Origin of the sequence: Pseudonocardia sulfidoxydans NBRC 16205 (assembly GCF_007989085.1) — a bacterium.
Classification (GTDB): Bacteria; Actinomycetota; Actinomycetes; order Mycobacteriales; family Pseudonocardiaceae; genus Pseudonocardia; species Pseudonocardia sulfidoxydans.
The window spans coordinates 1-15379 of the sequence record NZ_BJVJ01000110.1 but is presented as its reverse complement, the minus strand read 5'-3'; the positions used below and the strand labels follow the sequence as shown (position 1 = coordinate 15379).

Annotated in this window: 13 protein-coding genes and 1 pseudogene; 2 read left to right on the top strand and 12 right to left on the bottom strand. The window is 70.8% G+C overall.

The window, feature by feature from the left end; translation table 11 throughout:
• Positions 1 to 655 precede the first annotated feature (655 nt).
• A complete protein-coding gene (locus PSU4_RS28745) occupies positions 656 to 1435 on the top strand; it encodes an IclR family transcriptional regulator (RefSeq protein ID WP_147115431.1) in 780 nt (259 codons plus the stop codon).
• Positions 1436 to 1483: 48 nt separating this feature from the next.
• On the opposite strand, the gene PSU4_RS28740 is transcribed toward PSU4_RS28745, so the two are convergent.
• The 10 genes from PSU4_RS28740 to PSU4_RS28695 all read right to left on the bottom strand — a co-directional run bounded on the left by PSU4_RS28740 (position 1484) and on the right by PSU4_RS28695 (position 13909).
• Positions 1484 to 2731, bottom strand: a complete 1248-nt coding sequence (locus PSU4_RS28740; protein ID WP_147115428.1) for an acyl-CoA dehydrogenase family protein — start codon at positions 2729 to 2731, stop codon at positions 1484 to 1486.
• Positions 2732 to 2745: 14 nt separating this feature from the next.
• The gene (locus PSU4_RS28735) at positions 2746 to 3786 is read right to left on the bottom strand and encodes a phosphotransferase family protein (RefSeq protein ID WP_147115425.1); all 1041 of its coding nucleotides are present in this window, start codon (positions 3784 to 3786) and stop codon (positions 2746 to 2748) included.
• Positions 3783 to 4949, bottom strand: coding sequence for a CaiB/BaiF CoA transferase family protein (locus PSU4_RS28730; RefSeq protein WP_186817242.1), 1167 nt, complete (start codon positions 4947 to 4949; stop codon positions 3783 to 3785). Before PSU4_RS28730 ends, PSU4_RS28735 begins: the two co-directional genes overlap by 4 nt.
• Positions 4950 to 5027: 78 nt before the next feature.
• Positions 5028 to 5744: an ABC transporter ATP-binding protein gene (locus PSU4_RS28725; protein WP_147115419.1), complete on the bottom strand. Its 717-nt coding sequence runs from the start codon at positions 5742 to 5744 to the stop codon at positions 5028 to 5030.
• The gene (locus PSU4_RS28720; RefSeq protein WP_147115415.1) at positions 5737 to 7593 is read right to left on the bottom strand and encodes a branched-chain amino acid ABC transporter ATP-binding protein/permease; all 1857 of its coding nucleotides are present in this window, start codon (positions 7591 to 7593) and stop codon (positions 5737 to 5739) included. Before PSU4_RS28720 ends, PSU4_RS28725 begins: the two co-directional genes overlap by 8 nt.
• A 48-nt stretch (positions 7594 to 7641) precedes the next feature.
• Positions 7642 to 8523 carry a branched-chain amino acid ABC transporter permease gene (locus tag PSU4_RS28715; protein WP_186817241.1) on the bottom strand — a complete coding sequence of 294 codons (882 nt, stop codon included), beginning with the start codon at positions 8521 to 8523 and terminating at the stop codon, positions 7642 to 7644.
• A gap of 43 nt (positions 8524 to 8566) precedes the next feature.
• Positions 8567 to 9676: an ABC transporter substrate-binding protein gene (locus PSU4_RS28710; protein WP_222596433.1), complete on the bottom strand. Its 1110-nt coding sequence runs from the start codon at positions 9674 to 9676 to the stop codon at positions 8567 to 8569.
• Positions 9677 to 9989: 313 nt separating this feature from the next.
• A complete protein-coding gene (locus PSU4_RS28705) occupies positions 9990 to 10880 on the bottom strand; it encodes a phytanoyl-CoA dioxygenase family protein (protein WP_147115408.1) in 891 nt (296 codons plus the stop codon).
• A 511-nt stretch (positions 10881 to 11391) separates the two neighbouring features.
• Positions 11392 to 12207 (bottom strand): cyclase family protein, encoded by an 816-nt coding sequence (locus tag PSU4_RS28700; RefSeq protein ID WP_147115405.1) that lies wholly within the window; start codon positions 12205 to 12207, stop codon positions 11392 to 11394.
• Between the two features lie 43 nt (positions 12208 to 12250).
• Positions 12251 to 13909 (bottom strand): thiamine pyrophosphate-binding protein, encoded by a 1659-nt coding sequence (locus PSU4_RS28695; protein ID WP_246115407.1) that lies wholly within the window; start codon positions 13907 to 13909, stop codon positions 12251 to 12253.
• On the opposite strand from PSU4_RS28695, the gene PSU4_RS32630 reads away from it, so the two are divergent.
• The gene (locus PSU4_RS32630) at positions 13808 to 14614 is read left to right on the top strand and encodes a hypothetical protein (RefSeq protein ID WP_246115408.1); all 807 of its coding nucleotides are present in this window, start codon (positions 13808 to 13810) and stop codon (positions 14612 to 14614) included. The genes PSU4_RS28695 and PSU4_RS32630 overlap by 102 nt on opposite strands.
• A 74-nt stretch (positions 14615 to 14688) precedes the next feature.
• Here the strand turns inward: PSU4_RS32630 and PSU4_RS28685 are convergent, their stop codons facing one another.
• Both PSU4_RS28685 and PSU4_RS32050 read right to left on the bottom strand, forming a co-directional pair.
• Entirely contained in the window at positions 14689 to 14952 is a 264-nt protein-coding gene (locus PSU4_RS28685; RefSeq protein WP_147115396.1) for a protein phosphatase 2C domain-containing protein, read from the bottom strand.
• A pseudogene (locus tag PSU4_RS32050) lies at positions 14939 to 15379 on the bottom strand (hypothetical protein); the annotation flags it as partial. The gene PSU4_RS28685 and the pseudogene PSU4_RS32050, both read right to left, overlap by 14 nt.

Sequence of the window (15379 nt, the reverse complement as noted above, 5' to 3'; positions counted from 1 at the left end):
GTCATGAGTCCCCTCGGTCCTGCTCGCTCCCGGCTGCTGCCCGGCACCTCGCTGTCCGAGCGCGTGACGCTCGACGTCGCGCCCGAAAGCAAACCGCAAGAGCTATGCCCCTAGGCATTTGTTCCGACGTCGACACCGACGAGGAGGCCGCGGCGGCTCCCGCGACGCCTGCCGGTCACCAGGCTCCCGACCGGCAGTCATATCGGGACGATGTCTAGTTCAGCGGGACGAGCTGCTGGAGCGCCGGGGTGGGCCGGTCGGTGCGCGGTGCGTCCCGGTTCGACCGTCAGGCCGCACCCGGGCGCCGACCCGCGCACGAGGAGACCGGACGGTCGCCGCGAGGAATCGTGCGGCAGTGAACGGGGCCGGCCGGCGCGCGGGGACGGGGAACGTTAGCGCAGCTCACGATGGCATTCGCCGTGTCGCGAGCACCCGCTCACGCGCCGCGCCGCCAACGCTCGAACGAGGTCATCTCGCCGACCGGACGGCCCCGCCGCCGCACGAGAACGACACGACGCGACGACGCCCCGCGAACACTGACGAGACTCCGGCAGCTGCATCTCGCATCGTGGAGGACGATAAGCTGGCAGGCGCACACATCGGGACACCGTCCAGCGTTCCTGGCGCTCCTCCAGGATTCTACCGGGGAGGATCGATGGCTGGAGAGGACGACACGGAGCCGACTGCGGCCGCCGATGCCGGCGGGAAGAAGGACAGTACGACCGCGAGAGTGGTCGCCGTCCTCGACGCGCTCGCCCGGGCGGAGGAGGGCGGCGTCGGCGTCCGCCAGCTCGCGACGGTGCTCGGGGTCAGTCGCAGCGCCGTGCACCGCGTCCTGCAGAACCTGGCCGACCTTCGGGTGGCCAACGCGCTGCCGAGCGGGAACTACGAGCCGGGCGAGGTACTCGCGGCCTGGGCGACGTTCCTGGGGTACCGCCAGAACGTCCTCGAGCTCTCGAAGGGCCTGCTCGACCGGCTGGTCGAACGGGCGGAGGAGACGGCGTATCTCACGACCTTTGCCGGAGGTCGGCTCACCACGGTCGCGGCAGCCGAATGCGACCGCCCGGTGCGCTACGTCCTCCCGATCGGGGGCCGGCTCCCGCTGGAGCGGGGCGCCGCAGGCAAGGCGGTCCTCGCCCACCTGGGTGAGGAGGTCCTCACCGAGCTGGCGCTGCCCGAGACCGAGGCAACGCGACTCCGGGCCGATCTCGCGGAGACGCGCGAGCGCGGCTACGCCGTCAGCATCGGGGAGAACATCCCCGACGCCTGCGGGTTCGCGGCCGCCTACTTCACGAACGGCCGGCCGGCCGGGTCGATCACGGTGACCGTTCCGCGCTACCGGGCGGCCGACGACGCGGCGGACAGGTTCGGCCCGCTGGTGAAGGACACGGCGCGGGCACTCACGAACCTGCTCACCGCTCGCCCGGACGACTGAGGAGGTCCGCCCCCGCGGCGGTGGGACGACGGCGTGGGCCGGACCGGCTCAGGCCTCGGCCCGGCCGGCGGGTCCACCGGCCCTGAGGTGCGCCGGCTGACCGGCGAGCACCGAGCGGGCGACGGTGCGCAGGTGCACGTCCTCGGGGCCGTCCACGATGCGCAGGGTGCGGGCCCGTGACCAGATCTCGGCCAGTGGCGTGTCGTCGGTGACGCCCATGCCGCCGAAGAGCTGGATCGCGCGGTCGAGGACGTTCTGCGCCACCTCCGGCGCGACGACCTTGATCGCCGACACCGAGGCGCGGACGTCGTCGACGCCGTAGCGGTCCACCAGCCACGCGGTGTGCAGGACCAGCAGCCGCGCCTGGTCGATCTCGATCCGCGAGCGGGCGATGGTGTTGCGGACGACGCCCTGGTCGCTGAGCGGGGTGCCGAAGGCGACCCGGCTCTGCGCGCGCTCCACCATCATCTCCAGGGCCCGCTCGGCCATGCCGATGGCCCGCATGCAGTGGTGCACCCGGCCCGGCCCCAGGCGGGCCTGCGCCACCTGGAACCCGTGCCCGGCCCGGCCGAGGACGTTCGCCCGGGGCACCCGGACGTCGTCGTACTCGATCTCGCAATGGCCCTGTTGATCGCGGTAGCCGAACACGTGAAGCGCGCGCACGATCCGCACCCCGTCGGCATCCCGCGGGATGAGCAGCATCGTGTGCTGTCGATGGCGAGCAGCGTCCGGGTGCGACCTGCCGAGCAGGATCAGCAGCCGGCACCGGGGGTCTGCGGCGCCGGTCGTGAACCATTTCCGGCCGTTGACGACGTAGTGGTCGCCGTCTTCGACGATGCGGGTGTCGATGTTCGTCGCATCGCTGGACGCGACGTCGGGCTCGGTCATCGAGAACGCCGACCGGATCTCGCCTTCGAGCAGCGGCTCCAGCCAGTCCGTCCGCTGGGGGTCGGTGGCGAACCGGTCGAGCATGTCCATGTTCCCGCTGTCGGGGGACAGGCAGTTCATCGCCGCCGGCGCGATGAACGGGCTCCGGCCGGTCTGTTCGGCGAGGATCGCGTAGTCGACCTGCGCCAGTCCGGCGGCCCCGCCACGGAACAGGTTCCACAGCCCCTGCGCTCGCGCCTCGGCGATGAGGTCGAGCATGACAGGCGGTGGGTCGTGGGGTCGGCCGGCGGCGGTGAGTTCCTCGCGCTGGGCCGCGTAGACCAGCTCCGCCGGGTAGACGTGGTCGGACATGAAGCGGCGGACGCGTTCCAGGTGGTCGAGCGCGGTCGCAGAGATACTGAAGTCCACGGGGAGTTCCGCTCCTATTCCAGCAGTTCGCCGGCCCGCGCGAGCCTGGCGGTCAGCTCCGCTCCGACGACGTCGAGGTCCAGTCGGGTCGCCGACACGTGCCCCGGGCGGGAGAAACGCCTGCGAATCCCGGCATCGATGCAGGCCCACTTCCACTGGGCGAACGCCTCGAAGTACGTCAGCCCGTCGAGCGGTGCGTCGGCCCGTCCGGCGTAGGCCTCGATCAGGTCGTCGCGACCGCAGTAGCCGGGTACACGTCCCGGCGGGGGGACGATACGGGTCCCCGACTCCCCCGGTGCGGACCAGCTGGCCAGGAACCAGCCCAAGTCGGCGCGGGGGTCGCCGGTCGATGCCAGCTCCCAGTCCACCACGGCGCGCAGCTGCCCGTCCGCCGTGAGCAGACAGTTCCCGATCTTGAAGTCGCCGTGCAGCAGTGCGACGCGCGGCTCGCCCGGGAACCGCTGCTCCAGGCTCCGGGCGACGGATTCCAGACCGGGATGCTCGGCGACGTCCTGCTCGGTCAGCAACCCTCGCCACCGCCGCAGCTGCCGCAGGACGAAGGGCTCGGCGCGCAGCAGCGAGGCGAGTCCTGCGGCCTCGACCCCTACCCGGTGGATGTCGGCGAGTGCACGGGCCAGCTTCGTGCCGATCGTCGCCCGGTCCCCCGGCGCCACCGCCCGCAGCGCGTCGGTCGAGTCGAGCGCCGCGCCCTGCGCGAACGACATCAGGAAGAACGGAGCGCCGATCACCTGGACGTCGGTACAGACCGCGTAGGTCGTGGGGACGGGAACGGCGGTCGCGCCCAGCGCGGTGACCAGCTCGTACTCCCGCTGGATCGCCTTCGCCGCGGCGCCGTCGTCGCTGGTCGAGCACCGCAGGCAGTACGTGGCTCCGTCGTCGGTGTCGATGCCGTAGACGAGGTTCGAGCGACCCCCCGAGATCGGCCGGACCGACTGGACGGCCCCCAGCTCCGGTGCGCGCGTCGGTAGCCAGGTACGCAGCCCGGAGAGCACACGTTCCTCCTGGGCGACCCTGACGTGGTCGACGTCGGTCATCGGAGATGGTCCCGGTACTCGTCGAGGTCAGGGGCCGCTGCCACGGTCAGCCGCGCACCGCTGCCGAACTCGATCGGGGAGCCCAGCAACGTGACGGTGCCGAAGCCTTCCTGGTCGTAGGACTGCACCATCGGCGCCACCTCGGTCTGCGCCGCCTCGAGCGCCTCCTTGACGGTTCGAACTTTCGCCGACGGGACACCGAACTCGGCCAGCCGCCGGAGCCAGTGGTCGGCGCCGTGGCCGGCCAGGCTCTTCTCCAGGATCGACCGCAGTTCGGCCCGGTTGCGCATCCGCACCGAGTTCGACTCGAAACGGGGGTCCTCGATCAGGTCGGGACGCTCGATCGCGTGGCACAACCGCTGCCAGAACCGCTCCGCGCGGACCGCGAGGACCACGTCGCCGTCGGCGGTGGCGACCGCCTGCCACGGCACCGTGTGCTCGTGCTCCACACCGGTTCGGACCGGCTCCTTCCCCGACGTCAGATACAGCGTCGCGGTGTAGGTGAGGAGGCTGAGCGTGGCGTTGTACATCGGGACCCGGACGAGCTCACCACGGCCGGTGCGGCCGCGCGCAACCAGGGCGGCGAGAATCCCGTTCACGGCGAACTGCGCCGAGGACAGGTCGGCGATCGGCAGGCACATTCGCAGCGGCGGGTCGCCCGGCTGTCCCTCGAACAGCATCAGCCCCGACAGCGCCTGGTGGGTCAGGTCGTAGGACGGCGCGTCGGCGCGCGGGTCGTCGCCGGAGAAGCCCTGGATGGCACAGAGGATCAGCGCCGGGTTGAGCGCGGCCAGCGTGTCGTAGTCGGCCGAGAGCGACCGCAGCACCCGCGGTGTCATGTTGGTGAGCACGACGTCCGCGGACGTGACGAGGCCCGCGAACGTCGCGTAGTCGTCGGGGGACTTCAGGTCGAGCGCCAACGACCGCTTGTTGTGGTTGAACGTCACGAAGGTGGCGCTGAGCTCCCCGATCCCCGTGATCTCAGCGTTGCGCGAGCTGTCCCCACCGTCCGGTGACTCGATCTTGATCACTTCGGCGCCGAGCTCGGCGAGCAGGAGCCCACCATAGGGCGCGGAGATCACCTGGCCGAGCTCGAGCACCCGGATGCCGGCGAGCGGCAGAGGCGGGGACCCGCCCGGGTCGGTGTGCGCGGCAGTCTGCACGTTCCTCATCCTGTTCGTCTGCGGGCGATCAACTGGCCGGGACGACGTCCCGGCAGCTGTGCGGGCTGGCGGTCGTCCTCAGATGACGCGCGTCGTGTCGAGATCGGAGATCGGCTTGTCGTCGGGCGTTCCGGTCACCAGCGATGTCGCTCCGTCTCTCAGATGGAAGGTCCGGTCACACTTGGCGATCACGCGATCGGTGTTCTGGTCGATGATCAGGATCGCCGTCTGATGCTCGTCCCGCAGCGACAGCAGCGCGGCCCACGTGAAGTCCACGATGATCGGAGCGAGGCCGAGGCTGAGCTCGTCGACGATCATGAGCACGGGATGGGACGCGATCCCCCGCGCGATCGTGACCATCTGCTGCTCGCCGCCGCTGAGCAGCCCTGCCCGCCGCCCGAGCAGCTTCTCCAAGGGCGGGAAGATCCGCAGGATGTCGTCGACGGTGGCCCGGTCGAGATCACGTCCCACCGCGTACGCGCCGGCCCTGAGGTTGTCCATGACCGACAGCCCCGCGAACAGGCCGCGGCCCTGCGGCACGTGCGCGATCCCGGCCCGTGCGGCCCGGACCGGCGATCCGCGCAGGTCGTCGCCGCGGAACCGGACGTCACCGCTGCCCGGGGTGAGCAGACCGGACACCACGCGGGCGGTGGTGGTCTTCCCGGCACCGTTGCGACCGATGAGGCCCACCACCTCACCGGGGGCCACGGTGAGCGACACGTCGTGCAGGACCCGGTTCTTGCCGTACCCGGCCTCGACCCGGGTCAGTTCGAGCAGCGGCGCGACCTCAGACATCCGCGGCCGTCCGTTCCGTGCCCAGGAACGCCGCCGCGACGGCCGGGTCCTTCATGACCTCGGAGGTGGCGCCGTCGGCGATCACCCGCCCGAAGTTCAGGACCGTCGTGTGCTCCGCGATGTCGCGGATGAACGCGACGTTGTGGTCCACGGTCAGGACCGTCGTGCCGGCGGCCCGGACCTGGCGGATCGCGCGGGCGATCGCATCGGTCTCCTCGGCCCGCACCCCCGACGTCGGCTCGTCCAGCAGCAGCAGGTGCGGCTCGGCCGCGATCGCGCGGGCGATGTCGACGAGCTTCCGGTGGCCGCCGGTCAGGGTGTCGGCGGCCTCGGACCATGTGGCCGGGTCGACGTCGACGACCGTCAACGCCCAGCCGGCCCGCTCGCTGTTCTCGGCGCGAACGCGGCGACGCCGCGCGAGCCCGAGCGGCGGCCGGTTCGCCGCTTCGGCGGCCATCAGGACGTTGTCGAACACCGTCAGGTCGCCGACGAGCGCGGGATGCTGGAACGCACGCCCCATCCCCAGCCGGATCCGCTTGCGGGTGGGCACCGTGAGGACATCGCGGCCACCGACCCGGACGTCCCCCGCCCGTTGCCGGGTGATGCCGGTCAACACGTCGAGTACCGTCGTCTTGCCCGCACCGTTCGGGCCGATGAGGGCGTGGATCGAGCCCGCCCGCACCGAGAAGCCCACCGAGTCCACGGCGACCACCCCGCCGAACGTGACCCGCACGCCCTCGACGACGAGATCCCCTGCCTCCTGGTCCGATGCGGCCGGCCTCACCACGTCCGCCTCGGCGACGACCGGGATCGCCCGCCCGCGCCGCCTCCCCAGGCCGTCGAGCCGTTCGCGGACACGCTCCGGTAGCCGGATGCGCCCACCCCCGACCCGCCGCCACGTCGCTCCCACCATCGCGAAGACGCGGGACACGAGCTCGAACCCACCACCCGGCGCCAGGATGAGCACGACCATGAACAGGATCGGCCACCACATCCCGGCCGAGTCGTTGGTCGACCCCGCGTCCTGGATCACGACGTAGACGATCGCGGCCAGGATCGGCCCGCACACGGTGCCGAGCCCGCCGACGGCGACCAGGCTGAACAGCATGATCGACAGCATCACGTTGAACGTGTCGGGCGAGATGGTGCCCTGGCTCTGCGCCAGCACGACGCCGCCCAACGCACCGCAGACACTGGACCAGACGTAGGCCAGCATCTTGACCGTCAACGGGTCGACACCGATCGCAGCGGTCATCGTCTCGCTGCGCTTCACCGCCATCAGCCAGCGGCCGTACTTGGAGAACAGCAGCAGCTGGGTGAGCCCGATGACGACGGCGAGCAGGATCACGCTCATGATGAGCCCGTCGCGCTCGGAGGTGAAGCTCAGCGGCCCGACCGACACCTGATCGACGATGAGCCCATTCACCGAGTGCGTCCAGTCGCCGAGCATCGTCCCGTTCACGAGCACGTTGACGACGTAGGCGAAGCAGAAGGTCACGATCGCCAGTCCCAGGTGCGGCAGCCGCAGCGCCCCGAAGCCGAGCAGGAGCGCGACCAGGATGCTCGCGACCAGGGTGACGCCGAGCGCGCCGGCGATGGACATGCCCCAGTCGTTGATCGCGATCGTGGACATGTACGCGCCGATCGCCATGAAGCCGCCCTGCCCGATCGCGGGCTGACCGCCGTAGCCGGAGATCACGTCCAGCCCGACCGCGCCGAGGGCGTAGGCGATCGCCGTCACCAGCACCAGCTGGAACGACGCGCCGGAGCTGAGCCCCCAGATCAGGATCACGACCAGGCAGAGGTAGCTCCATTTGATCGCGCCGAGACGCGCGGCCACCGTGAACATGTCAGTTCTCCCCAGGGTGGGCCGCCGCGGCACGGGCCGACGCGGTGCTCACAGCCGCTCCGCGAACGTGCGGCCGACGATTCCGGCCGGTCGGAAGACCAGCACGCCGAGCAGCAGGACGAACACGATGAGGGCCCCGATCTCCGGCTTCCAGTAGGCGGCGGAGACGTTGACGGCGATCCCGACGATCACTCCCCCGACCAGCGCCCCCGACCAGCTGTACAGCCCCCCGATGAGCAGCCCCGCGAAGGCGAACAGCACGAACGGCGTGAACATGGCGGTGTAGACGTTGGTGATCGGCGCGTTGAACACCGCCACGAACACGCAGATGACGGTGGAGGCCGCCCACGCCGTCGCCGCCAGCCGGCGTCGTGGCATCCCCAGGACGGCGGAGTTCTCGCCGGACTCGGCCAGGCAGCGCAGCATCAGCCCGGTCCGGGTCCGGGTGAGCAGCAGGTAACAGACGACCAGCAGGACTACGGTGATCGCGGCGATGGCGATCGTCTGCCGCGCGACCATGATCCCCGCGCCGAGTGACACCGACGGCCCGCCGATCAGCGGCGGGAAGGCGAACGGCTCCCCCCGGCTCCACCGCCACGCCACGAACTGCTCGATCAGCAGGAAGAGGCCGAGGGTGCGAACGACCAGGTTGAACTGGCCGTGGCCGTCCCCGGGCCGGAACGCGACGTAGTAGACGCCCGCCCCGACCGCCGCCGCGATCACCAGCAGCAGCGGAAGGGCGATCCAGAAGCTCAGCTTGAACTCCCCGATGAGGAAGTACGCGAAGAAGGCCAGCAGGGTGGCGATCATCGGCTGGGCGAAGCTGAAGATCCCGGTCGTCTTGAACAGGATGCTCGCCGACAGGCCGACGAGCCCGTAGGTGAAACCCGCGACGACGCCACTGACGACGATCTGCAGGAGGAGGGTCACAGGGGCTCCCGGTTCCGATGGGCCTGCGCGAGAGGGACGGGCGTCAGAAGTTGGTGTCGATGTCGACACTGCCCTGCTGTTGCCACTTGCCGTCGTCGCCGAGCTGCACGACGTAGACCTTCTTCGTCGCGAGATGGTCCTGCGCCGTCAGCGTCACGGGCAGGGCGTTCGGCGCCAGCGAGACGTCCTTGAGACCCTGCAGCGTCGCGATCAGGTTGTCGCGGGTGAGGTCGTCACCCATCTTCTGCAGCACCGACGTCATGAACACCGCGCCCGTGCAGCCGGCGAGCGTCACGTAGTTGACCGTGTACTTCGGTGCGTACTGAGTGATCGCGGCCGCGCACTCCGCCGACGTCGGATCCTCCGGAGACGCGGTGGCCACCGTGGCGAGGACCTTCCCGCCGAGCAGATTCTTCCCGCTGCTCATCAGCGGATCGGTGAACTGCGCGCTGGCCAGGGCCTGCGCGTTCAGGTACGCCTTGCCCGGGGCGAATCCCTGGGCCTGTGCGGCCTTCTCGAACTGCAGCATGTTCGCCGGCGGCAGGTTGGTGAGGACGTAGTCCGGGTTCGCCTGCTTGAGCTTGAGCACGAACGGCGTGAAGTCCGACGTCGTCGCCGTCAGGTAGTCGCTGTCGACGTACTGGGCTCCGGCCTCCTGGACATCTTTCTTGATCTCCGCGAGTGCCTGGTCGATACCGGGCGTCTGCAGCATGACCGCGCCGACGGTCCCCTTGCCGTACTTGTCGAACGCATAGGGGACGAGGCTGACCAGCTGGGTGCCGTAGGACGGGAACTGCGCGAACGTGTACTGCTGCACGGGGTTGTACAGCGCCGGCAGGAACGCGGTCGGGAAGAGGTACGGGACCTTGGCCTTCTCGGCCTGCTGCTCGACGACCGGCGGCTGGATCGACCCACAGCCGCCGAAGATCGCGAAGATGTCGGAGTCGACGAGCGTCCGCGCGTTGGCGCCGGCCCGGACCAGGTCGTAGGCGTCGTCGAGCGGGTCCCACACGATCTGGCGGCCGTTCACCCCGCCCTTGTCGTTGACGTGCTTGAACCAGGCCTCCGCCGATTCGGTGTACTCCAGACAGCTCGCGGCGACCGGGCCGGTCAGCGGCGCGGTTCCGCCCAGCACGATCTGGGTGTCGGTCACGCCCTTGGCCGACGCCGTACCGGACTGCTCGTCCGACGAACCGCAGGCCGCCAACGTCGCTGCCAGCGCCAGCCCTGCGAGCGCAGTACCGACGCGACGGCCTGCGCGCCCGCGTGTTGTCTGAATCAATCCCACGATCTTCAGCTCTCCTCGATGAGAACCCGCCAGCAAACGGATTGGACCTGCCTTGCAGAAGACCCCGATCACGACCGGACGCCGGCGGCGGCCCATCGACACGATCTCGGTACCACGCGTGGACCACGGACCGCCGACGGCGGCACCGAGGTCCACGCGGCTCGGCGCTACATCTCGTTCAGTTGAGCCACGGCGGGCGGACCGCGCCCCAGCCCGACGCCTCGTCCTCCTTCAGGAGTTGGCCGTCGTAGGAGCTGACGCCGGCCTGCCCGCCGATGAATGCCTTGTCGGCCTTGGGGCCGCCGAGCGAACGCCACATCTTGAACCCCATCAGCTCGCGCAGCAGGGGCGAGGCGTCCTGCACGATCTCCGGGGGGGTGAGGAAGGCCCAGTTCTCCTTCACCCGCAGGTAGGGAACCGAGTAGAACATCAGCGCACCATGGCGCCAGAAATCGCTCGTCCGGTTCTTGCCGATCGAGTGCCAGACCCGTCCGTCCATGACGATGACCGATCCGGCCGTGCCGGTCGCCGTCACCCGGCCCGCGGCGAACGACTCCGGGGTCAGCTCGTCGCGGTGGCGGCGGTGGCTGCCCGGCACCACGAAGGTCGCGCCGTTCTCGTCGGTGAAGTCGTCGAGCATGTAGAGGAACGCGCACACGACCGGCCACGTGATGTCGCTGGGCATCGGGCCCTGGTCGATGTGTGCGCCGCCGGCCGGGCCACCGGGGGGTACCCGGTTGGCGAAGGCCTCCCACAGGAGGAGGTCCGGCCCGAGAATGTGCCGCGCCAGCTCCAGCGCTGTCGGGTGCACCGCGAGATCGCGGAACTCCTGCGCCTTGGCCACCAGGGTGCGGACGAACTGGGCTTCGTCGGACTCGGGCGCCCCGAGGGCGCGCGCTGCCTCGCGCTCGTCGGCGGCGAGTTGCACCAGCCGGCTCCGCAACGCCGCCACCTCGTCCGCGGTAAGGACGTCGGGAACGACGGCGTAGCCATCGGTGCGCAATTGTTCCTTCACCGGCCCGAGGTCCTTCGCCGGTTCGGTCAGGGCGGCCCTGCCCTCGTCGCTCATCTGGCAATCTCCATTGATCTTCCGATGCGGCCCGTACGAGGTTCGTTCTGCAGTGACGGGAAGCTATCACCCACCTGGGCGATGAACAAGAAGCGATCGAGACGGCGTCCCGATTTCCTCCGGGCCGGGCCGGAGCCATCGTGCACCTCCGCGCACAGAGGCCGGAATCGCGGACGCAGCGCAGCCGCAGCCGGGACATGGACGGACTCACCGGGACAGGGCCGGGTGCGGCGTCGGGGTCCGCGTCCACGGCCGGGCCGCCGCGCGCCCGAACCGGGACGCCGGGCGGCCACCGACCCTCGAACACCGCGGAGCGACCCTCGAACATTGCGGAGCCCGACCGTGCCATGGCGTCGCCGGGCGGATACACGACGCGCCGCACGTCCCGCGACGCGGGCCGACGCGACACGCAGCGCGACAGCGACAGCGACAGCGACAGCGAGGGAGGTCCCGACGTGCGCCGGCCCGGCGGCCAGGGCACAGGCCTCCCCCGACGTCATGGCCGCTGGGCTCAGACCAGCGCGAAGGGGCGCAACGGCGATCCCGTCGCACCGACCAGGCGCAGCGGCGCGGCCACGAACACGAACTCGACGACACCGCGACCCGCGACGCCCTCGAGCCAGAGGTTCTCCAGGATGCTGATCTGCTGCTCGACCAACAGCACCCGATGACACGCCAGATCGTGCGGGATGCCGCCGTCCGGGACCGCGTCGAACTGCAGGGTGTCGGTCCCGACCGCACACACGCCCCGGTCGGCGAGCCAGTGGGCGGCCGACTCGACGAGACCCGGGCAGCCTCCGTCCGTCCCGAGATATGCCGCGGCATCGCCGTAGCGCCGAGCCCAGCCCGTCCGGACGCAGACGACGTCGCCGCTCCCGACGGCGACGCCTGCCGCTACTGCCACATCCGCGAGGTCGTCCGCGGTGACGACGTCGCCGCCGTCGAGATGGTCGCGACCCCGGTGGGCGGCTACATCGAGCAGCACGCCCCGTGACACCAACGGCGGCAGCTCGTCGATCGACCCGGTGTCGAAAGCACCGCCACGCTGGCTGGCGACGGCGTCGACACCACCGTGCAGCTGCCCGTTGTGGGAGATGTGGCAGAACGCGTCGATGTGCGTCCCGACATGGGTACCCATCACCATCATCTCGTTCGCGGCCGACAGCCCGCCGTCGAACGTCCGATCACCGTGGCGCTGCATGAGCGCCGACCGGAAGCCCGGCTGCGTCGGGAGTGCCGGGACGGCGCTGTGCAGCGGATGCCCCAGCTCGACGATGTCCATGCCGGCGTCGAGGGCGGCGAGGACCGCCCCGAGCCGGCTGCTCATGCCCTGTTCCACCGACGACACGAGCTCGTGCGCCCGCTCGACATCAGTACGGCCCCTTCGGGATCGCCTCGTAGTAGGGAACCGCGATCTCGTCGGTCGACGGCTTGCGCCCCATACCGGCGGCGGTCCGCGGCTCGGGTCCGTAGGCCACCGACAGGTTGATCAGCGCGGGCCGCCCGCAGTCCAGCGCCCGCCTCATGGCCCCAGCGACCTCGGAGAGCGTGGTGACCCGCTCCCCGTAGGCCCCGAAACCGGTCGCCACCTGGTCGTAATCGGTGTCGGTGAGATGACTGATCACCTCACCCCGCGGCCCGTAGTCACGGTTCTGGCTACGGACGGACTGGGCCCACAAGGCGTTGTTGACCACGACCGTCACGACGGGCAGCCCGTGGCGGACCATCGTGTCGAGCTCCTGGATGTGGAAGCCGGCCGCGCCGTCGCCACAGAAGACCACGACCCGCCCGCCCGGGCGAGCGACCTGCGCCCCGACGCCCAGCCCGGTACTGAGCCCGAGGATACCGAGGTAGCCACCGAAGCCCATGACGTCGAACGGTCGCGCCTCGGCCAGGCTCTCCCACACCCAGCCCGCCGCCTCGCCACCGTCGACGACGACCGTCGTGGACGGGTCGAGCGCCCGCAGCGCGGCACGAACCCCGTGATAGGGATGGATGCGACCGTCGACCTCGGCCGGCTCGTCGGCGAACGACGACCGGCGATGGTTGACCGCAACGACACCTTTCGCCCACCCCGCCCGTTCAGCCCCTCCGTCTCGCAGCCCGGCCGTCACCGCCAGCAGCGTCTCGCGTGCATCGGCGACCACCGGCAGGTCGACCGCCCTGACCCGGCCGATCTCGGACGGGTCGATGTCGATCTGCACGAGCGTCGCGTCGTCGGGGACCATCGAACCGGTCCGCCCCCCCAAGAAGCGGCCCAGTCTCGCCCCGACCAGGAGGACAAGGTCGGGGCGCTCCCCGAGCTCGGTCTCGAGCATCCCGAGGTTCCACGCCCCCCCGGCGTTCGACACATGGTCAGCAGGCAGACCGGCCGTCCCCATCTGGCCGAACACCGGAACCCCCGAGCGGTCGGCGAAGGCGACCAGCGCGTCCAGGCCGTGGGAGTAGCGGATGCCGTTTCCCGCGATGACCACCGGCCGTCGTGAGGCCTCGAGACGTTCGACGATCGCCGCGACGACCTCGGCCGAGGGCGCCGGCAGAGCGGCGGCCGGAGCTCCCGCGGTGGCGATCCGCGACTCCTCGACCTCCGAGAACATCACGTCCACCGGAATGTCGAGCAGGACCGGCCCCGGGGGGCCCGCCAGCGCCTTTCGTACCGCGAGCCCGACCAGGTCGGGGATGCGGTCCGTCGAGGTGACCCGATGCGCCCAGCGGGTGACGGGCCGGACGATACCGACCTGGTCGATCCCACCCTGCAACTCGTTGAGCTCGCTCTCGCGCAACGGCGGCGAGCTCGTGACGACCAGCAGGGGAACCCTGTCGAGGTGGGCACTCACGATCGCCGGCAGACAGTTCGCATACCCGGCGCCCGCCGTCACCGCGACGACGCCCAGGCCCCCGGTGGCACGCGCATACCCGTCCGCGGAATGACCGCTGGCACCCTCGTGACGACCGTCGACGAGCCGGACCCCGAGGTCCGCACACGCCAGGAGGAACGGGTTGAGATGCCCTCCGTGGATCGCGAACACAACGTCGACACCGTGTTCTGCCAGCGCACGCGCTGCCAGCTCACCGCCGCTCACCAAGCCCATCCGGCCCTCCGCTCGCTCGTCCGCCCGCAGCTCGCACCGCTCGCGTCCCGCTCATCAGGACTGCGTCCCACTCCATCACTGTCGGAACAGGCGGTCAAGACCGTCACGTCGTGGATCGAGACTCCGGTGGAGCCCGTCGGCATCGCGTCCGCCCTCCCCCCGCGATGCTGCGGGCAGGTGGCAGCGACCCCCACTCCCCGCGTGGATCCACTCGGGCCACCGCAGTACGAGTCGATCAGCTCACGACTGCGCCGGCCATACCAGCTTCGTCAGCGGCTCCATCGGCTGGGTCTGACACCCAGCCGTGACCGGTCGGCCGCCCAGTCCCAGTTGGCAACCGACCCGCCCGCCGCCGCAAACAGCGTCCCGGCCACGCGGCCGCGCACTGGCTCGCCGAACCGCACCCCAGCGCGGGCGGAGGGCGACGTCCGGCTCCGGCTCGCCCTTTGGGCACCCGACCCCTGCGACAGCTACGCGGCGGATCTTGTCGTGCGCCCGCTGGACGACGCCGCCAACCTGGCGAACCAGGCCGCCAGGATTCCCGCGATGAGCTCGCCAGGAGGCAGGACGGGATCGAGGTGGGGTGTCGGTGAAGACCTGCCCGAGCTTGGCGCCGTCGAGGATCCCGACGAAGTTGTCTGAGGACAGGCCCTTCTGCAGCAGCAGCTGGGTCAGACCGTCGGCGCGGCCGAGCAGGACTGTGACCACGCCCAGGCTCAGCGCGGGCGGCTCGACCGCGGAGGAGTCCAACACCTCCCGACGCCTGGACCCGCCTGCCACCGCTGCAGTGCCAGGTCGGGTTCGACGTCGTCGCCGGGGCCGACGGCGCGCAGCAGAACGCTGCGCCGCGGGTGCGATGCGGCCTCGGCCTCGGTGAGCTCGCCGGCCTCGACCATCATCCGGACGAGGGCGTGGTTGTGGGTCAAGCGGGTCAGCCGCCCGTCGCGGAGCAGATAGGCCCGGGAGTCACCGACATGCACCAGCCCTCAGCCGCCCGCCGCCGCAGCGCACCAGGGCTGCGACGCTGGTGCCAGCGTCGGGGTCCTCGATCTCCTGCGCGGCGGTGGTGACCAGACCGTGCAGGCGCGCGAGCGCCTCCCCGGGCTCGAGGTCACCGCCCAGGTCTGCGACGCCTGCGACCAGCGTTGCGCTCACCCGAGCGGCCGACGGTCCGAACCCGTCTGACACGGCGGGATGGTCAGGTCCGGCGGCGGCCTCGAAGGTCAGTGGTTGCGTGGATGTCGCCATGTCGTCCTCCTGCGCGTGGAATGTGGACAGGAGGCCGTGGACCAGGGCCGCGCGGGCGTGGACGTCACGCTCGGTCTCGGCCCACCATGCGCGGACCGCGTCGGCGGCGTGGGCAGGTGCAAGGTTGCAGACCGGGCGGATGCGGGCCAGTGGTTGAGG